This window comes from Neisseria sp. HMSC064D07 (assembly GCF_001837185.1).
Taxonomy (GTDB): domain Bacteria; phylum Pseudomonadota; class Gammaproteobacteria; order Burkholderiales; family Neisseriaceae; genus Neisseria; species Neisseria flavescens_C.
The window spans coordinates 93,599-114,502 of the sequence record NZ_KV831654.1 but is presented as its reverse complement, the minus strand read 5'-3'; the positions used below and the strand labels follow the sequence as shown (position 1 = coordinate 114,502).

The 20,904-nt window shown below is 49.5% G+C and carries 21 protein-coding genes; 14 read left to right on the top strand and 7 right to left on the bottom strand.

Annotated elements, in window-relative coordinates; genetic code table 11:
- Positions 1 to 364 precede the first annotated feature (364 nt).
- The gene (locus HMPREF2608_RS02775; protein ID WP_070825906.1) at positions 365 to 2,224 is read left to right on the top strand and encodes an acyltransferase family protein; all 1,860 of its coding nucleotides are present in this window, start codon (positions 365 to 367) and stop codon (positions 2,222 to 2,224) included.
- 75 nt (positions 2,225 to 2,299) lie between these two features.
- Positions 2,300 to 3,598, top strand: a complete 1,299-nt coding sequence (tyrS, locus tag HMPREF2608_RS02770) for a tyrosine--tRNA ligase (protein WP_070825905.1) — start codon at positions 2,300 to 2,302, stop codon at positions 3,596 to 3,598.
- A gap of 172 nt (positions 3,599 to 3,770) precedes the next feature.
- On the opposite strand, the gene hslO is transcribed toward tyrS, so the two are convergent.
- Positions 3,771 to 4,667, bottom strand: a complete 897-nt coding sequence (hslO, locus tag HMPREF2608_RS02765; RefSeq protein WP_070825904.1) for an Hsp33 family molecular chaperone HslO — start codon at positions 4,665 to 4,667, stop codon at positions 3,771 to 3,773.
- Between the two features lie 260 nt (positions 4,668 to 4,927).
- Between hslO and HMPREF2608_RS02760 the strand changes: the two genes are divergently transcribed.
- Both HMPREF2608_RS02760 and HMPREF2608_RS02755 read left to right on the top strand, forming a co-directional pair.
- Positions 4,928 to 5,557, top strand: a complete 630-nt coding sequence (locus HMPREF2608_RS02760) for a C40 family peptidase (protein WP_070825903.1) — start codon at positions 4,928 to 4,930, stop codon at positions 5,555 to 5,557.
- A gap of 8 nt (positions 5,558 to 5,565) precedes the next feature.
- A complete protein-coding gene (locus HMPREF2608_RS02755) occupies positions 5,566 to 5,787 on the top strand; it encodes a hypothetical protein (protein ID WP_070825902.1) in 222 nt (73 codons plus the stop codon).
- Between the two features lie 79 nt (positions 5,788 to 5,866).
- On the opposite strand, the gene HMPREF2608_RS02750 is transcribed toward HMPREF2608_RS02755, so the two are convergent.
- From HMPREF2608_RS02750 to dxs, 4 genes are read right to left on the bottom strand one after another with little or no spacing between them, the layout of a single operon-like run.
- The gene (locus HMPREF2608_RS02750; protein WP_070825901.1) at positions 5,867 to 7,267 is read right to left on the bottom strand and encodes an L-serine ammonia-lyase; all 1,401 of its coding nucleotides are present in this window, start codon (positions 7,265 to 7,267) and stop codon (positions 5,867 to 5,869) included.
- A 35-nt stretch (positions 7,268 to 7,302) separates the two neighbouring features.
- The gene (locus HMPREF2608_RS11610) at positions 7,303 to 7,647 is read right to left on the bottom strand and encodes a hypothetical protein (RefSeq protein ID WP_283122282.1); all 345 of its coding nucleotides are present in this window, start codon (positions 7,645 to 7,647) and stop codon (positions 7,303 to 7,305) included.
- The gene (locus HMPREF2608_RS02745; protein WP_283122281.1) at positions 7,644 to 8,336 is read right to left on the bottom strand and encodes a glycosyltransferase family 2 protein; all 693 of its coding nucleotides are present in this window, start codon (positions 8,334 to 8,336) and stop codon (positions 7,644 to 7,646) included. The genes HMPREF2608_RS11610 and HMPREF2608_RS02745 overlap by 4 nt, the downstream gene beginning before the upstream one ends.
- A 35-nt stretch (positions 8,337 to 8,371) precedes the next feature.
- Entirely contained in the window at positions 8,372 to 10,261 is a 1,890-nt protein-coding gene (gene dxs / locus HMPREF2608_RS02740) for a 1-deoxy-D-xylulose-5-phosphate synthase (protein WP_070825900.1), read from the bottom strand.
- Positions 10,262 to 10,394: 133 nt separating this feature from the next.
- Between dxs and orn the strand changes: the two genes are divergently transcribed.
- From orn to HMPREF2608_RS02710, 6 genes are all read left to right on the top strand, one after another.
- Positions 10,395 to 10,952: an oligoribonuclease gene (gene orn, locus HMPREF2608_RS02735; RefSeq protein WP_039862353.1), complete on the top strand. Its 558-nt coding sequence runs from the start codon at positions 10,395 to 10,397 to the stop codon at positions 10,950 to 10,952.
- 63 nt (positions 10,953 to 11,015) lie between these two features.
- Entirely contained in the window at positions 11,016 to 11,438 is a 423-nt protein-coding gene (gene queD, locus HMPREF2608_RS02730) for a 6-carboxytetrahydropterin synthase QueD (RefSeq protein WP_003748900.1), read from the top strand.
- A 73-nt stretch (positions 11,439 to 11,511) separates the two neighbouring features.
- Entirely contained in the window at positions 11,512 to 11,883 is a 372-nt protein-coding gene (locus tag HMPREF2608_RS02725) for a DUF1304 domain-containing protein (RefSeq protein ID WP_070825899.1), read from the top strand.
- Between the two features lie 106 nt (positions 11,884 to 11,989).
- Positions 11,990 to 12,625, top strand: coding sequence for a 7-carboxy-7-deazaguanine synthase QueE (locus HMPREF2608_RS02720; protein WP_070825898.1), 636 nt, complete (start codon positions 11,990 to 11,992; stop codon positions 12,623 to 12,625).
- A gap of 331 nt (positions 12,626 to 12,956) precedes the next feature.
- Entirely contained in the window at positions 12,957 to 14,543 is a 1,587-nt protein-coding gene (locus HMPREF2608_RS02715) for an L-lactate permease (protein ID WP_049332627.1), read from the top strand.
- A 297-nt stretch (positions 14,544 to 14,840) separates the two neighbouring features.
- The gene (locus tag HMPREF2608_RS02710; RefSeq protein WP_003748906.1) at positions 14,841 to 15,203 is read left to right on the top strand and encodes an ACP-like domain-containing protein; all 363 of its coding nucleotides are present in this window, start codon (positions 14,841 to 14,843) and stop codon (positions 15,201 to 15,203) included.
- A 140-nt stretch (positions 15,204 to 15,343) separates the two neighbouring features.
- Here the strand turns inward: HMPREF2608_RS02710 and dnaN are convergent, their stop codons facing one another.
- Positions 15,344 to 16,447 (bottom strand): DNA polymerase III subunit beta, encoded by a 1,104-nt coding sequence (dnaN, locus tag HMPREF2608_RS02705; RefSeq protein ID WP_070825897.1) that lies wholly within the window; start codon positions 16,445 to 16,447, stop codon positions 15,344 to 15,346.
- Between the two features lie 105 nt (positions 16,448 to 16,552).
- Entirely contained in the window at positions 16,553 to 18,118 is a 1,566-nt protein-coding gene (dnaA, locus tag HMPREF2608_RS02700) for a chromosomal replication initiator protein DnaA (protein WP_070825896.1), read from the bottom strand.
- A 318-nt stretch (positions 18,119 to 18,436) separates the two neighbouring features.
- Here dnaA and rpmH point away from each other — a divergent pair, with 318 nt between their 5' ends.
- The 4 genes from rpmH (at position 18,437) to yidC (ending at position 20,898) form a co-directional block, all read left to right on the top strand.
- A complete protein-coding gene (gene rpmH, locus HMPREF2608_RS02695; RefSeq protein ID WP_002214728.1) occupies positions 18,437 to 18,571 on the top strand; it encodes a 50S ribosomal protein L34 in 135 nt (44 codons plus the stop codon).
- Positions 18,572 to 18,573: 2 nt separating this feature from the next.
- The gene (gene rnpA, locus HMPREF2608_RS02690; RefSeq protein WP_070825895.1) at positions 18,574 to 18,915 is read left to right on the top strand and encodes a ribonuclease P protein component; all 342 of its coding nucleotides are present in this window, start codon (positions 18,574 to 18,576) and stop codon (positions 18,913 to 18,915) included.
- Positions 18,912 to 19,133 (top strand): membrane protein insertion efficiency factor YidD, encoded by a 222-nt coding sequence (gene yidD, locus HMPREF2608_RS02685; protein ID WP_063069052.1) that lies wholly within the window; start codon positions 18,912 to 18,914, stop codon positions 19,131 to 19,133. Before rnpA ends, yidD begins: the two co-directional genes overlap by 4 nt.
- A gap of 118 nt (positions 19,134 to 19,251) precedes the next feature.
- Entirely contained in the window at positions 19,252 to 20,898 is a 1,647-nt protein-coding gene (yidC, locus tag HMPREF2608_RS02680) for a membrane protein insertase YidC (RefSeq protein WP_070825894.1), read from the top strand.
- Positions 20,899 to 20,904 lie beyond the last annotated feature (6 nt).

Genomic DNA, 20,904 nt, shown 5'->3' with positions numbered 1-20,904 from the left:
TGTCGAAGGAAGGGCTTTTTTGCAAAGGTCTCCTCCCATTTATTACCGACGCTTCACCTAAAAATAGCGCAAGGTTACATCATCAATAACAATACCACTGATATGACAATAAATAATTAAACAATATCACATCGTATTGATTCATTATAAAAACAACATATTAAATATTATGTTGAAACTATCAACTTTATTCCTACTCTAATCTAATCCTATTCAAACGCATATCATCAGCAATCATTCTAAGAAGGCAAACAAACTGCCCAGTACTGACAAACGATGGCTGATCTCTGAAATGCTACCATTCTCGGCAGGAATCACTTTTCAGACGACGCTATTAAAATAAACTAATTAAAATCAAAATATTATGAGAAAAGTTTTATCTTACCGCCCAGATATTGATACATTGCGTGCCGTTGCTGTTCTATCCGTTGTCGTTTTCCATATTGAAAAAAACTGGCTGCCTGGCGGCTTTCTTGGTGTCGATATCTTTTTTGTCATTTCCGGCTTTCTGATCACGATGATTATCCATCGTGAAATGAGCAGTGGGATTTTTTCGTTCAAAAAGTTTTACATCCGCCGTATCAAGCGGATACTGCCCGCATTTTTTACCGTATTGACGGTAACGCTGATATGCGGCTTTCTTTTATTCACCAAAGATGATTTCTTCCTTTTATGGAGGACAGCCCTGTCCACCTTGGGGTTCATCTCCAATATCTTTTTTGCAAAGGGTCAGGGCTATTTCGATCCCATACAAGAAGAAAAACCTTTGCTTCACATTTGGTCTTTATCGGTCGAAGAACAATATTATTTCGTCTTCCCGATATTGCTGTTGCTGGTTGTCCGCAAAAGCTGGCGCACCCAGTTTGCCTTCCTCATCACGCTATGCGTATTCAGTATTTTGGCTTCTTTTATACCGACTGCGCTGGATAAATATTACCTTCCCCATCTGCGCGCCTGCGAAATGCTGATCGGATCGTTGACGGCAGTGTGGATGCAATATCGGCAACAACAAGGGCTGGATACCGGCAAACAATATGCAGCGGCAGGCTCATTACTTTCCGTATGCGTACTGTTTGCCTGCCTGTTTACCTATACGGAAAAAACTGCCTATTTCCCGGGGCCTGCCGCCATCATTCCTTGTTTGGCCGCCGCCGCATTCATTTACTTCAATCAATTTGAACACCGGCTGAAAAAATTTTTCCAATGGAAGATTACTGTCGGCATAGGCTTGATTTCCTATTCGCTGTATCTGTGGCATTGGCCTGTATTGGCTTTTATGAGATACATCGGTTCAAATAATCTGCCTTCGTATTCGACTGCGGCCGCGATTGTCTTAATGTTTGCACTCTCTCTGTTTTCTTATTATTTTGTCGAGAAGCCGTTTAAAAACTGGAAAGGCTCTTTTGCCCAATCTGTGACATGGGTTTATGCCGTCCCCATGCTTGTTTTGGCTATTACGCCTTTTCTTGCCATGAAGCTTCCGTTTATGGAGCAATACGACCGTATGGGATTGGCGCGTTCCTACACTTCTTGTCACAACAACACCGACAAACAATGTATTTGGGGCGATACCGACAAACAGCCGGAATTACTGATTCTAGGCGATTCTCATGCCGACCAATATAAAACGTTTTTTGATACCGTCGGCAAAAAAGAAAAATGGTCGGCAGCGATGGTTTCTGCGGACAGTTGTGCCTATGTAGAAGATTATGCCGCGCCCGTATTCAAGAAAAACGCCTCCTGCCGTGCCGTTTATCAGTATGCCAAAGAGCATCTGCCCCAATACTCAAAAGTACTTTTGGCCATGCGCTGGGGCAGCCAAATGTCTGAAAACAGCAACTCCCTTGCTTACGATGCCGATTTTTTCAAAAAATTCGACCTCATGTTGCAAAAACTTTCTTCGGAAAAACAAGCGGTTTACCTGATGATAGACAACCCTAATCTGTCATACAACGGCTTGCGCGCCTATATTCTGTCTTACCGCATACCGGGATTTAGTCAAAATCTTGCCATTGATGAAACAGTCACTTCAAAAGGAAATGAACGCATCAAAGAATTGGCGGAAAAATATACCAATGTGCACATTGTCGATGCTACCGCCTATATTCCGGAAAATTTCAAAATCAACGGATTGCCGGTTTATTCCGATAGAGACCACATCAACCCTTACGGCGGCAGAGAATTGGCCAAACGTTTTTCTGAAAAACACACGCTTCTTCAGTAAGCCATAGCCATTCATCCGATGAAATTTGTTACAATTAGCAGTTTGTAAAACTGCTAATTTTTTTGGAAGATATCAATGAGCGTCATCAAAGACCTACAATCGCGTGGCTTAATCGCCCAAACTACCGACATCGAAGCCTTAGACGCTTTGCTAAACGAACAAAAAATTTCCCTCTATTGCGGTTTTGACCCGACGGCCGACAGCCTGCACATCGGCCACTTGCTGCCTGTATTGGCATTGCGCCGTTTCCAACAAGCCGGCCATACGCCGATTGCATTGGTGGGTGGCGCGACCGGCATGATTGGCGACCCAAGCTTCAAAGCTGTGGAGCGCAGCTTAAACTCTGCCGAAACCGTTGCCGGCTGGGTAGAAAGCATCCGCAACCAACTGAAACCTTTTTTGAGCTTTGAAGGCGACAACGCAGCTATTATGGCGAACAACGCCGACTGGTTCGGCAGCATGAACTGCCTCGACTTCCTGCGCGACATCGGCAAGCATTTCTCCGTCAACGCCATGCTGAACAAAGAGTCCGTCAAACAGCGTATCGAGCGCGACGATGTGGGCATTTCCTTTACCGAGTTCGCCTATTCCCTGCTGCAAGGCTACGACTTTGCCGAATTGAACAAACGTCATGGCGCAGTTTTGGAAATCGGCGGTTCCGACCAATGGGGCAACATCACTGCCGGTATCGACTTGACCCGCCGTCTGCACCAAAAACAAGTATTCGGCCTGACCCTGCCTTTGGTAACCAAATCAGACGGCACTAAATTCGGCAAGACCGAAGGTGGCGCAGTATGGTTGAACGCGAAGAAAACTTCTCCGTATCAGTTCTACCAATTCTGGCTGAAAGTGGCCGATGCCGATGTATATAAATTCCTGAAATACTTTACCTTCCTGTCTATCGAAGAAATCGATGCCATCGAAGCGAAAGATAAAGCCAGCGGCACCAAACCTGAAGCGCAACGCATCCTCGCCGAGGAAATGGCCCGCCTGATTCACGGCGAAGAAGCCCTTGCCGCCGCCCAACGTATTTCTGAAAGCCTGTTTGCCGAAGACCAAAGCCATCTTACCGAAAGCGACTTCGAGCAGCTGGCACTCGACGGCCTGCCGACTTTTGAAGTTTCCGAGAGCCTCAACGTGGTGGAAACTTTGGTGAAAACCGGTTTGGCGTCTTCCAACAAAGAAGCACGCAGCTTTGTCAACAACAACAAAGCGGTTTTGCTCAACGGCAAACCTGCCGAAGCCAACAATCCGAACCATGCCGCTGAAAAACCTGACGATGCCTACATGCTGACCGACGAACACAAACGTTTCGGCAAATACACCATCGTCCGCCGCGGCAAACGCAACCATGCTTTGTTGGTTTGGAAATAATCTTTAAACATTAAACGCATCGTTTAAAACAATCATGCTGTCTGAAATCAGCCCACGCTTTTTTCAGACGGCATTTTCTATTGATGATATTCAGTTTTCCCCAAAAGAAAGGACAGGTATTACACCTGCCCTTCTATTAAGCCAATTTCCTTAAGAAACTTTTATCCCGTGCTTACTGCAAACGCTCATTTTCCTGACGGACGGCATTCACCACATCTGCGCCAAACAAAGCGTTGACATCGGTTTCATCAAACACATACTTGGTATGGCAGAAATCGCAATCGATTTGAATGCTGCCTTGTTCTGCCACCACGCCGCCGACTTCCTGACCACCAAGCATCAACAGCATATCGCTGACTTTGCCGCGGGAGCAGGTACAGGAAAATTCAATGGCTTCCGGTTCAAAAACGCGGGGCGGGGTTTCATGGTAAAGGCGGTAAAGGGCATGATGCGCATCCAAACCGGTCAATTCTTGCAGAGTAAGCGTTTGCGCAAGCGTGGTCACATGCTCCCAAGCGGCATCATCCAATTCTTCTTCCGGCAGACGTTGCAGCAATAATGCGCCTGCGGCTTGGTCGTCGGCGGCAAGCGTAATATAGGTATCGAGCTGCTCGGAACGTTTCATATAGTTGACCAACATTTGCGCAATGCTGTCGCCTTCCAGAGGGACAACACCTTGCCATGGGTCGGCATCTTTAGGCTGATGGGTCAAAACGAACACGCTGTTTTCGCCCAACAGCGCAGTCAGGCTTTCATCATCACGAATTTCAGCGGTTTCGTCCCAACGCGCGGTAGCACGGACAGTATTTTCAGAAGTCGCTTCCACCACCAACATTTTCAGACGGCCCTGACCTTGAACCTGAACAATCAGCGTGCCTTCGTTTTTAAGGTTGGCAGACAATAAAGAACCGGCGGCCAACAATTCGCCCAATGCGCGACGGATGGCGACAGGATAATGTTTTTGGTTGACGATGTGGTGCCAAACCTTTTCGAGGCGGATGTGCATACCGCGGATAGGCATATCGTCGAAGATAAAGCGTGTACGGATATCGCTGTGATTTTGTGTCATGTCAGTCTCTGAAAATAAATCAATGAATGCCGCTTATATGGTTGCAGCGGAGGATAAATCAAGCGAAACCGCGTTTAATGTTTTTCTAGTTTGTTTGGAAACAAGGGTTTAACGCAAAATAACAGCAGTTTTTTTGCCAAAAAGACGGTTTTTGAATACAATCAAGCAGATAACAAGAGAATGATACGGGATAACATCTCAGAAACCGGCAGTGTGCCTGCAATCGGCAGGGAGTGCCTTCTGAAACGGAAGTTTTTATAATGAATTTTTTACTCCGGCTCGCAGCAGTTTGGACTTCGGTCGCCATGCTCGCGAGCGTCAATTTTTCTTACGCCGATGATTTGGAAAACCTGATTACCACCCGTCAGCGTGTTTTAAACCAATTCAACGACAACGCCAACGTTTACGGCAATACGCGTCAGGCAACCCCTGTCCATCCCACCAATACCTATTCTGCCGCAAGCAACAATACGCGCGCACCTTCAGGTAATTCAGACGAATTGATCGGCAGCGCCATGGGCTTGCTCGGCGTGGCCTACCGCTACGGCGGCACATCGGCTTCTACCGGCTTTGACTGCAGCGGCTTCATGCAACACATCTTTAAACGCGCCATGGGCGTAAACCTGCCGCGTACCTCTGCCGAACAGGCGCAAATGGGCGTTGCCGTGAGCCGTTCGGAATTGCAGCCGGGCGACATGGTCTTTTTCCGCACCATGGGTCGCGGCCGTATTTCCCACGTTGGCCTTTACATCGGCAATAACAATTTCATTCATGCGCCGAGAACGGGCAAACGTATCGAAATTACCAGCCTCGGCCACAAATATTGGAGCGCGAAATACGCCTTTGCCCGTCGCGTGAAGAAAAATGATCCATCCCGTTTCTTGAATTGAGGTGTACGATGGTAATGCCGCAAATGCCTAAATGGTATGACGATGACGGTCAGATTGTTTCCTGCACCGAAAAAGTCAAAGTCATGACCGAAAACTTAAACGAACTGTACCAAATAGCGCAGGACGCATTTGAAGACGCACTGCTGATGGGTTGTTCCGAAAAACAGTTGCGCGAATACTTCCGCGACTTAATGGCCGGACTGGAAAACCCTTATCAAAAAAACAGTTAGTTATTCAATTCATACAAAAAAGGCCGTCTGAAAGTTTTTCAGACGGCCTTTTTTATCGGGCAGATCCCTTACCCTATTGCTAACATTCCACAACGCGTACAGATACCGGCACGGCTTTTTTCTGCAAGGTAATGGCCAAGCCTGCGAGTGAGGTTTCTTTGTAGGTTGCCTTCATATCGCGGCCGGTTTGCAACATGGTTTGAATCACTTCATCAAGTGAGACTTTTTTGTCTGTGCCGTCTTCCAAAAGCGCGAGGGTGGCTAGCTTGAGGGCTTTTTCGGCGGCGATGCCGTTGCGCTCGATACAGGGGATTTGCACCAAGCCGCCGACAGGATCGCAGGTTAAACCCAAGTGGTGCTCCATGGCCATTTCAGCGGCGTTTTCCACTTGTTTTGGTGTACCGCCGATAACTTCGGCGTATGCACCCGCCGCCATAGAACATGCCACGCCGACTTCGCCTTGGCAGCCGACGTCCGCACCGGAAATCGACGCGTTGGTTTTGTACAAAATGCCGATAGCGCCGGCAGTCAGCAGGAAATCTTCGACGCGCGATTGGTTGGCGTGCGGATTAAATTTGCGGAAATAGTGCAAGACGGCAGGAATAATGCCTGCCGCGCCGTTGGTCGGTGCGGTTACGACGCGTCCGCCGGCGGCGTTTTCTTCATTAACTGCCATGGCGTACACCATCGGCCAAAGTTGGGTATTGACGATTTCGCTCTCGCGCAGGACTTTGAGTTTGGCTGCCAACTGCGGCGCGCGGCGGCGGACGTTCAAGCCGCCGGGCAGCTGCCCTTCCGCACCCAAGCCGCGCTTGATGCAGTTTTCCATCACATCGGCCACAGCAGCCACATGGCAGCGCACTTCCGTCTCATCGCAACCTGCCAACGCCGCTTCATTGGCCAACACGACTTCGGAAATATTCAACTGGTTCAGACGGCATTGTGCCAGCAACTCGTCGCAGTTTTTGTAAGGATATGGCACGTCCGAATTTTCCTGCGCCTCTTGTGCAAACCCTTCGTCTGTTACGATAAAACCGCCGCCAACCGAATAATAGATCTGTTCTTTCAGCTTCAGGCCGTCTGAATTGTAGGCGATAAAGTTCAAACCGTTCGGATGCTTGGGCAACACTTTGTCGCCGCGGATATCCAAATCTTTTTCGGGATTGAAGGCCATTTCGCGGCCGTTGAGCTTTAAAACGTGCTGCGTGCGGATGCGTTCCAAGCGTTGTGGGATGTCTGCAAGCGGAATATCGTGCGGCAGACTGCCTTCCAAACCGAGCAATAATGCATCGAATGTACCGTGTCCGATACCGGTCAAAGCAAGCGAGCCGTACACTTCAATGACAATGCGTGCCACTTGTGTATCCAAGTTTTCGGCATGCAGCAAATCAGCAAAGGCGGCCGCGGCCTTCATCGGGCCGACGGTGTGCGAGCTGGACGGGCCGATGCCGATTTTGAAAATATCAAAGATGCTGATCATAATTTTCCTATTATTGTGTGTGCGGGCTGTGTTTTTCAGACGGCCTTAAGGCCTAAAGAGGAATCTTGTGCGCTGCTTGCCAATGCAAGTACCAGATGTCCAACAGTCATCAAAGGATCGCCTGCTTCCGGCGAGGTGTATTTCAGCATCAGCGGTTTTTTACGCAAGGGTTCGTAACGGCTGACTTCACACTGTAAGGCCTCTAAACTTGTAGAACCGGCGCGGTATCTGTATGCCAACAGCCGTAAATCGTTCAAGTCCATCTTCATGCCGTTATCCAACAATTCGCGCAACTGGTTTTCCCAGGCAATATCATTGCTTCCGTCTTTAATGGCAATCAAGATGGACTTTTCGAGGATTTTTTTGATGTGCTGGTTCAAGGAGCGGATTGGGAAATGCCCCAGCCACAACAAATCGGTCTCCGCAAATTGGGCGGCAAACTGCTCGATAAACCAGGAATGTAAACCTCGATAAACCAGGAATGTAAACCTCGATAATTCGGCGAATGAAACAGGGTTGATTTAACCTTGTTGCCATCTTTATCCAGCATGTAATGGCAGCCGATAATCACGCTGCAAGATTCGGCAGCCCATCTGGGGATAATGACTTTGGGGGTAAAGAGCGTTTCGAGGCGTTGCTCGGTAAATTGTGTGGTGAAATCAGGGTTGTATTGCAACGATGTCGGCAAATAGCCGCGCCAAAGGTACATGCCGATCCTGTTTTCGCCGATGACATCCAAAAGTTGTTCCAGCATGATACGGCTATGACATGAAATAAATTCGTCCGCATCCAGCGGAAAAACGAAATCTATCGCTTCATCTTTTGCTACAAGCTGCTTCATCAGCTGGTTGACCAATTGCTCTTGATTGTACTTGAGCCCTTGATATTGATAGATAAATATCGGCAAACCTTCTTCTTTCAATTGAATCAGGATTTCCCTTGTTCCATCGCTGCTGCCGTGATCGATGATGTGCATTTCATCCATCAGATCGAGATTATGACGGACAAACGATTCGATCACGTCGTTTTCGTTGCGCACCATGCTGATGCTGATTAATTTTTTTCCCATAAATTATGCAATGTATTGAGATATTTTAGTAATTTTCAGACGGCCTTGATCCAGCCGGCAATGCGCTTTTCAATCGCTTCGGTACTCAAACCCAAGTCGTCCAACAGTTTTTTCGGGTCGCCGTGTTCGGTAACTTTGTCTTCTACACCCAACAGCAACACCGGTTTGCAGATGCCGTGTTTCGCCAACACTTCCAACACCGCGCTGCCTGCGCCGCCTTGTTCGGCGTTTTCTTCGGCTGTAACAATGTAGTCATGGCTTCGGGCGAGACGGACGATCAGTTCTTCGTCTATCGGTTTGACAAAGCGCATATCGGCAACGGTCGCGTTCAGATTCTCAGCCGCGGCCAATGATGGGGCAACCATGCTGCCAAAGGCGATAACGGCAATTTTCTCGCCTTCACGACGGATGATGCCTTTGCCGATTTCAACGGTTTCTAGGCCGTCTGAAATGGTTGCGCCCGTGCCTGTACCGCGCGGATAACGGACGGCGGACGGAGAATTTGCCTGATAGCAGGTTGAAAGCAGCAGGCGGCATTCGTTTTCGTCGCTTGGTGCAGCAATAATCATGTTCGGCACGCAACGCAAAAAGCTCAAGTCGTATAAACCGGCATGGGTCGGGCCGTCTGCACCGACAATACCAGCGCGGTCGATAGCGAACAAAACAGGTAGGTTTTGCAAGGCAACGTCGTGTACTAACTGGTCGTAAGCGCGTTGCAGGAAAGTGGAGTAAATCGCCACGACGGGCTTAATGCCCTCACATGCCAAACCGCCGGCAAAGGTAACGGCATGTTGCTCGGCGATGCCGACGTCGAAATAGCGGTCGGGGAATTGCTGTTCAAACTCAACCAAGCCGCTGCCCTCGCGCATGGCAGGCGTGATGGCGACCAAACGCTCGTCCGCCGCCGCTTGGTCGCACAGCCATTGACCGAACACTTGCGTATAAGTCGGTTTGGCCGCGGCAGGTTTGACTTCCGGCACAGGCACTTCGCTCGGCAGCTTGGCGACAGCGTGGTATTTGACAGGGTCGTTTTCGGCGAATTTGTAGCCGTTGCCTTTTTTGGTGATGACGTGCAACAACTGAGGGCCTTTGCGGCCGCGCAAGTCTTTTAATACGTCCACCAGATTTTCAACGTTGTGGCCGTCCACCGGGCCTGTATAACGGAAACCGAAGTTTTCAAACAAAGACAGCGACTGTTTGGCGTGTTCCGCTTCGCCTGCCAAGGTTTTGATTTTGTTTTCGACTTTTTGGGCAAGCTCCATCGCGCCGGGCAATTTGTCCAATACTTTGCTCGATTGGGCTTTGATGGTGCTCAATAGGCCGTGCATATCGCGCACGACGTTGCTGGCGAGGTATTTCGGCAGCGCGCCGACATTGGGGGAAATCGACATTTCGTTGTCGTTGAGAATAACCAGCAAATCGACATCCATATCGCCTGCGCAGTTCAGGGCTTCAAACGCCTGACCCGCCGTCATGGCGCCGTCGCCGATGATGGCGACGCTGCGGCGGTTGTTGCCCAACTGTTTGTCCGCAACGGCCATGCCCAAGGCCGCGCCGATGGATGTGGAAGAATGCCCCACGCCGAACGCGTCGTATTCCGACTCGCTGCGTTTCGGAAAACCCGCCAAACCGCCGTATTGGCGCATGGTGTGCATTTGATTTTTGCGACCGGTGAGGATTTTGTGCGGATAGCTTTGATGGCCGACATCCCAGACCAAATGGTCTTCTGGCGTGTCGTACACATAATGCAGTGCAACCGTCAGCTCGACCGCGCCCAAGTTACTGGCGAAATGGCCGCCCGTCTTACCGACGGAATCCAACAGAAATTCGCGCAATTCGGCGGCGACTTGCGGCAGCTGTTTTTTCTCCAGACGGCGCAAATCCTGAGGCGTATCGATAATATCGAGCAAAGGGCTTGGGTTCATGATTTTTGGCGGTGATTTTTTGTGTAACGGACGATTATATCAAGAGATTGCACAACTTGTTACAAATGCTTTCAGACGGCCCGAACCTTTATCCTTTATAATACTGCCAACTGAAAACACAAGGCCGTCTGAAATGACCCAAAACGCAAACAATCTCTGCTGGCTCGATATGGAAATGACCGGCCTCAACCCGGAACACGACCGCATTATCGAAGTCGCCATGATCATTACCGATTCCGATTTAAACGTACTGGCGCAATCGGACGTTTACGTCATCCATCAAAGCGACGAGTTGCTCGACGGCATGGACGAGTGGAACACCGCCACCCACGGCCGCACCGGCCTGACCCAACGTGTACGCGAATCCAAACTGACCGAAGCCGAAGTCGAGCAAAACCTGTTGGACTTCATGTCCGCATGGATACCCGAGAAATCCACACCCATGTGCGGCAACTCCATCCATCAAGACCGCCGCTTCATGGTCAAATACATGCCGCGTTTGGAAGCCTATTTCCACTACCGCAACTTGGACGTATCCACGCTGAAAGAATTGGCTAAACGCTGGAATCCGGCCGTCGCTAAAAGCGTGGTCAAACGCGGTTCGCACAAGGCATTGGACGACATCCTCGAAAGCATCGAAGAAATGCGCCATTATCGCGAGCATTTCCTCAAACTCCCTTCCGAACAATAATCCCAAGGCCGCCTGAAACAGGTTTTACACCGTTCAGACGGCCTGATCGGCTTCCCTCATCTCATGAAAATCACCAAAATCTTTACCTTCGATTCCTCGCACATGCTCGACGGGCATGACGGCAAATGCCAAAACCTGCACGGCCACACCTACAAACTCGAAATCACCGTCTCCGCACCCGTTATCCAAGGCGGCGCAAAAGACGGCATGGTGATGGACTTTACCGACCTGAAAGCCATCGTCAAACAACACATTACTGACCCATTCGACCATGCCTTCATCTATCACGGCAACAACGAACGCGAAAGCCAAATCGCCGCGCTTTTGGAAGGCTGGAACATGAAAACCCTGCGTCTGCCCTGCCGCACCACCGCCGAAAACATGAGTGTAGAAATGTATGGCCGTCTGAAAAACGCCGGTGTCAAAGTGTGCAGCGTGAAACTATGGGAAACGCCGACTTCATGTGCAGAATATGAAGGGGAATAAACCGGCATTTTGTATTTTTCAGACAGCCTGTTCCCATAAATACCTCATACGCTAAACATCAAAAGGAATCTTCATGAAAATCATCTCCACCCTCCTCGTCCTCTTCGTCGCTGTCGAACATTTCTACATCGCCTGGCTCGAAATGACGCAAATCCCAAGCGAAAAAACGTCAGAGCTGTTCAATATGCCTTACGAATTTATGGAACAAAAACGCGTACAAACCCTGTTTTCCAACCAAGGCCTGTACAATGGCTTCCTCGCCATCGGCTTAGTATGGGCGCGCTTTGCCGCACCCGACAACGCCGTTTACGGCGCGACCATCCTATTCCTCGGCTTCGTCCTCATCGCCGCCGCATGGGGCGCGTTTTCATCCGGCAACAAAGGCATTTTGTTCAAACAAGGCTTGCCGGCATTTTTGGCCGCCGCAGCCGTCATTTACGCTTAAACACACCAGCCATTCTTTCCCCTCGAACTAACAGAAAGAATGGCTGCCTCAACCGATTTCTCAAAACGCTTCACCACAACAATTAAATCCCACACACCCGACATTCATGACCATTCAAATCACACCAAACAATCCCCAATACCGCATTGTCGAAATCTTTGAAAGCCTGCAAGGCGAAGGCTGGAATACAGGCATGCCCGCCGTTTTCATCCGTTTGGGCAAATGCAATCTCGCCTGCAGCTGGTGCGATACCGACTACCTCAAATTCGGCATGATGAGCCTGTCCTATATTTTAGGCCGTCTGAAAACCTACACGGCACGCAACATCATCATTACCGGCGGCGAACCCACCATCCAACCGCATTTGGATACCCTGCTCAATGCACTCAAAGCCGAAGGCTATTTTCTGTGTATTGAAACCAACGGCCTCAACCCCGCGCCGCCGCAAATCGACTACGTTGCCACCAGCCCTAAGGCCTGCTACGCCGCCAAATACGAAAAAAGCTGCATCGAGAAAGCAGATGAAGTGCGCATTGTCGCCGACGGCGAAGTCATTGCGTTTTGTCAGGAAATGGAACGCAAAATCCGCGCCCAACATTACTACCTCTCGCCTTGCGAACAAGACGGTGTGATGAATATCTACGACACCATCCGCCAAATCGGCGTATTAAACAGCCGAGCCGACGCCCCCGTCCATTGGCAACTGAGCGTACAGACGCATAAATGGGCAGGAATAGAATAATTCGTTTGAAATCAATTAAAAACAAAACCTTTACAAAATATTGAATGTAAATACCATTCGATATTCGACCAAATGCACTACTGGCAATGCACTCAGGCCGTCTGAAAACCCAATTTCAGACGGCCTTTTTTGTTACAAACCTCTTGACCGATTACATAAGATTACGTAAAGTGTGCAACAGTTTTCATAAATTGGTAAAACCAATTTACCTGATAACTGGTTGCATCTAAAAAGTGGCAATCCTTATTCGAAAAACATCTATTACTCAACACATCGCATCAAACCGCCATTGATTGACGGTTATGGTGCCCGTTGCCCCGAGGATATTCCTATGGCTCTCTTTCTCAGCATTTTCCCCATCATCCTGCTGATTTGGCTGATGGTTAAGAAAAACAGTATGCCGTCTTACATTGCGCTGCCGATTACCGCCGCGCTGATTTACGTCATCAAACTGTTTTATTTCGGCGACAACGCCATGTTGCTCAACGCAACGGCAGCGTCAGGCCTCGTTTCTACCCTGACCCCGATTACCGTGATTTTCGGTGCCATTATGTTCAACCGCATGATGGAAACCACCGGCTGTATCGACGTCATCCGCAAATGGCTGGCTACCATCAGCCCGAACCCGATTGCCCAATTGATGATCATCGGCTGGTCTTTCGCCTTTATGATTGAAGGCGCGTCCGGTTTCGGTACGCCTGCCGCCATTGCCGCGCCAATCCTGATGAGCTTGGGCTTCAACCCGTTAAAAGTAGCCATCTTCGCTTTGGTGATGAACTCCGTACCCGTATCCTTCGGTGCAGTAGGTACCCCAACTTGGTTCGGCTTTGCGCCTTTGGGCTTGGATCAAAAGAGCATTATGGAAATCGGTATGCAAACCGGCGTAATGCACTTCTTTGCTGGTTTCATCATCCCTGTTATCGGCTTGAGCTTCATCGTACCTTGGGCTGAAATCCGTAAAAACCTGGGCTTTATCGGTATCGCCGTATTCTCCTGTACCCTTCCTTACGTTGCATTGGCAATGGTCAATGAAGAATTCCCATCTTTGGTTGCCGGCGCAATCGGCCTGATGGTGTCCGTATTCGCAGCAAACCGCGGCTGGGGCTTGAGCAAAGATTACGCCAAAGACCCGAATGCAGAAAAAGTACCTTTCGCACAAGTTGCCAAAGCACTGGCTCCTTTGGGTATGCTGATCGGCATGCTGGTGGTCACCCGTATCAAACAGTTGGGCATCAAAGGCCTGCTGACCAGCAAAGAAGAATGGTTCAGCTTCCAACTGCCGTTTGATTTGTCCAAAATCACCGTCAGTGACTCCCTGACCATCACCTTCGGCAACATCTTCGGCCAAGGCGTAAACGCTTCCTACCAAACCCTCTACGTTCCGGCTTGGATTCCGTTTGTCTTCACCGTTTGGATTTGCATCCTGCTGTACAAAACTAAATTCAAAGATGCATGGTCTTTCTACGCTGCAACCTTCAACCAAACCAAAAAACCTCTGCTTGCCCTGATGGGTGCGCTGATTATGGTTCAACTGATGATGGTTGGCGGTGACGACTCCATGGTGAAAATCATCGGTAAAGAGTTTGCCGCGATGGCAGGCGAACACTGGGTGTACTTCTCCCCTTACCTTGGCGCAATCGGTGCATTCTTCTCAGGCTCCAACACTGTATCCAACCTGACCTTCGGTCCGATTCAACAACAAATCGCGCTTGATACCGGCCTGTCCGTTACCCTCATCCTCGCCCTGCAATCTGTCGGCGGCGCAATGGGCAACATGGTCTGCATCAACAACATCATCGCCGTGTGCAGCGTGTTGAACGTGAACAACGCCGAAGGTGCCATTATCAAGAAAACTGTCATCCCGATGACCATCTACGGCATCATCGCCGTGACTGTGGCTGCAATTTTCTTCTTGTAAACCGCTTCATATCAAAGGCCGTCTGAACATTCAGACGGCCTTTTTTGTATTCTTTCGCTATATTTCTTAAAGAATCATTAATGTATATATTCCGCAACAACCTGCATAACCACTTTGCAACACCAAATTACAAACAACTTTCTATTAATAAACAATCGGGTAATCATAAGTAAACACTGTTTTGCAATTTACCTAATTGCCACTACCGACAAAACGCCTAAAATACGCTTCATCTGCAAACGGAAACCCTTTCTCACTTTGCAAGATAACACACAACCCTCATATGGAGCTTAGATCATGAAATTACTTTCTGTTATCACTGCAGCCGCATTGGCTACTGTTTCCTTCTCTGCTGCCGCTGCACCTGCCGGCTTCGTTTCTTACCGTTGTGACGGTGGCAAATCACTGAACGTGATGTACGGCTTTGACCGTAGCGGCCGTGCAGTTACTGCTGACGTAAACGCCGGTGGCAAAAAAGCCTCTTTGGTTGTCGACAAAAAACGTTCTGACAGCACTGGCACTACTTTCACCAACCGTCGCGGCTATGTAATGTCTGCCGGTTTCATCGACAAAAACACCCACACTACTTCTGAAGTTGTCGGTGTGAACGCCCCTAACGGCTCATTCCTGGTGAAAAACTGCGAACCACGTCCACGTTAATCCCAGTTTTCCTATTTAACCGAATCATCCCGGTTTAATCAAAAGGCCGTCTGAAAAACAATTTTCAGACGGCCTTTTGATTCAAACCTATAAAAAAGAGCGTGTACCGTACACGCTCTTTTTATTTATTCACACACCAATTAAATACGCATCGGCATCACGATGTATTTGAAATTCGGATTATTTGGCACGGTAAACAGCGTTGAACGGTTGGCATCGCCGAAAGCAAGCTGCATATCGTCGGAGTGGATGTTACGCAACACATCCATCAGGTAGCCGATGTTGAAACCGACTTCGAGTTCTCCGCCTTGGTAAGCGATTTCCAGCTCCTCGCGCGCTTCTTCCTGCTCGTTGTTGCTACATACGACACTCAGCAAACCAGGCTGCAGGAACAGTCGTGCGCCGCGGAATTTTTCATTGGCAAGAATGGCAGCACGCTCGAGCGCACCCAAAAACTGGGTACGGGACACGAGGAAAATCTTGTCGTTATCCAAAGGAATCACGCGGTTAAAGTCAGGGAACTTGCCATCGATGACTTTGCTGACAATGGTCGTACCATTACATTGGAAGCGTACTTGATTGTCCAAAAGCTCAACGGTGATGGACTCGGACGGATTGTTCAATAGCTTGAAGAGTTCCAATACCGTTTTGCGCGGCAGGATTACTTCCGTTTTCGGCAGTTCTGCTTCAATTTGGCTGGCCGCATAAGCAAGGCGGTGGCCGTCGGTTGCAACAAGGCGCAGTTGGTTTCCTTCAACCTGCATCAGCAAGCCGTTGAGGTAATAGCGGATATCTTGAACCGCCATGCTGTATTGCACTTGCGAAAGCATGGTTTTGAAGGTTTCTTGAGTCAGCGAGAAAGTCGCGCTGACGTCGCTGCCGACATTCATCAACGGAAAGTCTTCGGCCGGCAGGGTTTGCAAGGCAAAACGGGATTTGCCCGCGCGCAAAGTTAGACGGTTGTCCGCCCAATCTAAGGACACCAACGCACTGTCTGGCAGGGCGCGCAGGATGTCTTGGAATTTTTTAGCATTGGTCGTAATGCGGAAATCGCCTGCCTGACTCTCAGGGCCGGCGGTATTGATTTGGATTTCCAAGTCGGTTGCCAAAAGTTTGGTTTGTCCGTCTTTGCTTTCCAGCAACACATTGGACAGAATTGGCAGAGTATGGCGACGCTCAACGATACCGGTAACGGCTTGCAACGGCTTGAGCAGACTGTCGCGATCGGCTTGTAAAATCAGCATGTTCCATTCCTTTGAATTTGAAATCGGTTGATTTGGGTATTTTAAAATATTTTTTGTTTTCAGACGGCCTCATATTGACATCAGGCCGTCTGAAATTGCATTGGGTCAGTTCTGAATCAAAATCAGCAGTTTTTCGTAGTCTTGCGCCAATTCGGGGTCTTCTTCGCGTAATTTCGCCACTGCTTTGACGCCGTGCATCACAGTCGTGTGGTCACGACCGCCAAAGGCATCGCCGATAGAAGGCAGGCTGAGCGTGGTCAGCTCTTTGGTCAGGCTCATGGCAACTTGGCGCGGACGGGCGATGTTGCGCGTGCGTTTTTTACCTAATATATCGCTGATTTTAATACGGTAGTATTTGGCTGTGGCATCGATGATGATGTCGGCGGTAATGACTTTGTGTTTCTCGGCAATAATATCCTGCAAAGCCGTACGCGCCAAATCCATGTCGATGACTGGGCGGTTCATAAAACGGCTGCTGGCGCTGACACGGTTAAACGCGCCTTCCAACTCACGCACATTGGAACGGATCAGATTGGCGATAAACAATGCGGCTTCGTCTTCGATACTGATACCGGCTGCTTCTGCCTTTTTCTGCAAAATCGCCACGCGCATTTCCAATTCGGGCGGCTCGAGTTCCAAAGTCAAACCCCATGAGAAACGGGATTTAAGACGGTCGTCCATGCCCTCGATTTTGGCAGGCAATACGTCGCACGTCAGAATCAGCTGTTTTTTCTCGTTGTGGAAATGGTTGTACAGATAGAAAAATTCTTCCATCGTACGGTCTTTGCCTTTAATAAACTGAATATCGTCGATAATCAGCAGGTCATATTGTTTATATTGTTGCTTGAACACATCATAAGTGTTGTTGCGCACTGCCTTCATAAAGCTGCGGATATAGTCGTCCGAGTGCATATAGCGCACTTTGGCATCAGGACGGTTTTTCAGCAATTCGTTGCCGATGGCTTGTACCAAGTGGGTTTTACCCAAACCGGTACTGCCGTATAAGAAAAACGGGTTATAGCCCTGCCCCGGATTTTCAGCAATCGCTTGGGCGGCTGCGGCGGCAAGGCGGTTACCCTTACCTTCCACCAAGGTTTCAAATGTATAGTCGCGCGACAGATTGGTCTGTTCGTAGCGCGCTTCTTCCGCATCGTGTTGTGCGTCGGTTTTGGCTTTGGCCACTGCTTTAGACTCAGCCGGAGCAGCAGTTTGCACTTGAGGCTCATGCGGCAGGTTTTTCATGCGTTGCGCCAAAATCTCGGCAGCCGTCATGGCAGCGGCAGGTTTGGAAACCGTTTCAAACGGCCTATCTTCTTCCATTGCAGCAGTTTGCAAAGGCATTTGAACAGACTCTACAAATTCTTCAACTTCAATGACTTCTTGCACTTGCACCGGCGCAACAGCCTGAGCCGCCATTTCATAATGCGCACCTACGCCCGGCTTAAACGTGAAAGCAGCCTGCTGGGGCACCAATTCGGCACGCACGGCGTCAATTTTAGCGGCAAACTGGCTTTTGAGCATATTGCAGGCAAATTGGTTTTTACCATACACCACCCATACGCCGTTTTCCTCGCCCACGGTCAAAGGCGCAATCCATTGCGCAAACTGCCCGGCAGGCAACATTTCGTGAAGGCGGCAAAGGCACAGCGGCCAAAATTCAGCTAACGTCATGAGATTAAGCTCGGAAAATGGAAGATTTGGGAAATACAAGAAGGCAGAGCAGACGGCAATCCGATAAAAATCAAATTTTTACGATACTCCCGCTGCTTTCAGACGGCCTTGCGCACAGAGAAAGGCAAGGTTGGGCGATTATACCCATTCCGCTCTTTTTTATCCACAACCGCCGCAAAATTTTATCCACAAATTCTATCAATGCATAAAACCCGTTGTCACACTTTGGCCAACGAAAAGTTTTTATATTGATTGACAAAAGCGGCAAATTGGAGTGTAATTCACGGTTTAATTATCTACCAATTTTTAGGAAACATCATGAAACGCACTTATCAACCTTCCGTTACCAAACGCAAACGCACCCACGGCTTCTTGGTTCGCTCCAAAACCCGCGGTGGTCGCGCAGTATTGGCTGCTCGTCGCGCCAAAGGCCGCAAACGCCTGGCTGTATAATTTTGAATTACGGCTTCTCGAAGCAGTATCGCTTATTAAAAACGGATGATTTTTCATCCGTTTTTGCGTTGAAAAACCGACGCAGCCGCGATTTGCTGCAAGTCTCCCAGTCCGCAGACAATACGCTCGGCCATCCGCGCCTTGGTTTGGTCGTCAGCAAAAAGACCGCCAAACGCGCCCATGACCGCAATTACATGAAGCGCGTCATCCGCGACTGGTTCAGGCTGAATCAACACCAGCTACCGCCGCATGATTTTGTTGTGCGCGTGCGTCAGGCGTTTAATCGGGAAACTGCTCCGGAAGCCCGAAACCAACTTGCCCAGCTGATGAAAAAACGCCGATGAATACCCTGCTTTCCAAGCTCATCCTTGCACTCATCCGCTTTTACCAATACTGCATCAGCCCCCTCATTCCGCCGCGCTGCCGCTATACCCCGACCTGTTCACAATACGCAGTCGAAGCCGTCAAAAAATACGGCGCATTCAAAGGCGGATGGCTGGCAATCAAACGCATCGCACGATGCCATCCTTTCGGCGGGCACGGTCATGACCCTGTTCCATAATGCTGCTGTCAACCATTTAAAGAACACGATTTCCTTTAATTTCCCGTCGGTTTCTATATAATGCCGTCTGAAGCAGTTTTCATCTCGATTACCTATCCGTCAATTCCAGGAATCTCTTATGGATTTTAAAAGACTAATGGCGTTTTTTGCCATTTCAGTGGCAATCTTTGCCGGCTGGGAACATTTTTTCCCCAGCCCCAAACCTAATCCGGCGCAACAAGCCACGCAACAGCAAACGGCCGCCACTCCGGCAAAAGCCGCTGCCGAAGCCGCGCTTGCCCCGGCTTCTCCCATTACCGTTACCACAGACACGGTCAAAGCCGTCATCGATGAGAAAAGCGGCGACCTGCGTCAGCTGACCCTCTTGCAATACAAAGCAACCGGCGACGAACACAAACCTTTCGTCCTGTTTAACGACGGCAAAGAATACACCTACGTTGCCCAATCCGAGCTTTTGGACGCACAAGGCAACAACGTTCTGAAAGGCATCAGCTTTACCGCTCCGCAAAAACAATACAGTTTGGAAGGCGACAAAGTTGAAGTCCGCCTGAGCGCACCTGAAACCAACGGCCTGAAAATCGACAAAGTTTATACTTTTACCAAAGGCAGCTACTTGGTTAATGTCCGCTTTGACATCACCAACAGCAACGGCCAACCCGTCAACCTGAACGCAGACTACCGCATCGTTCGCGACCACAGCGAACCTGAAGGCCAAGGCTACTTCACCCGTTCTTACGTCGGCCCGGTGGTTTACACCCCGGAAGGCGGCTTCCAAAAAGTCAGCTTCTCCGATTTGGACGACGATGCCAAATCCGGCAAATCCGAAGCCGAATACATCCGCAAAACCCCGACCGGCTGGCTTGGCATGATTGAACATCATTTCATGTCCACTTGGATTTTGCAGCCTAAAGACGGCCAAAGCGTATGCACTGCAGGCGAGTGCAACATCGACATCAAACGTCGCAACGACAACCTGTACAGCGCAAGTGTCAGCGTGCCTTTAGCCGCCATCCAAGCCGGTGCAAAAGCAGGAACCGCCATCAACCTGTACGCCGGTCCGCAAACCACTTCCGTTATCGCCAACATCGCCGACAAACTGCAACTGGCCAAAGACTACGGCAAAGTACACTGGTTCGCCTCCCCACTCTTCTGGCTCTTGAACCAACTGCACAACATCATCGGCAACTGGGGCTGGGCAATCATCGTTTTGACCATCATCGTCAAAGCCGTACTGTACCCATTGACCAACGCCTCTTACCGCTCTATGGCAAAAATGCGTGCCGCCGCACCTAAATTGCAAGCCATCAAAGAGAAATACGGCGATGACCGCATGGCACAACAACAAGCCATGATGCAGCTTTATAAAGACGAGAAAATCAATCCGCTGGGTGGCTGTCTGCCTATGCTATTGCAAATCCCCGTCTTCATCGGCCTGTACTGGGCATTGTTCGCCTCCGTAGAATTGCGCCAAGCGCCTTGGTTGGGTTGGATTACCGACTTGAGCCGTCCGGATCCTTTCTACATCCTGCCTTTGATTATGGCGGCGACCATGTTTGCACAAACTTATCTGAATCCGCCGTCAACCGACCCTATGCAGGCGAAAATGATGAAAATCATGCCTTTGGTTTTCTCCATCATGTTCTTCTTCTTCCCTGCTGGTTTGGTTCTGTACTGGGTAGTCAACAACCTATTGACCATCGCCCAACAATGGCACATCAACCGCAGCATCGAAAAACAACGCGCCCAAGGCGAAGTCGTTTCTTGATAAAGG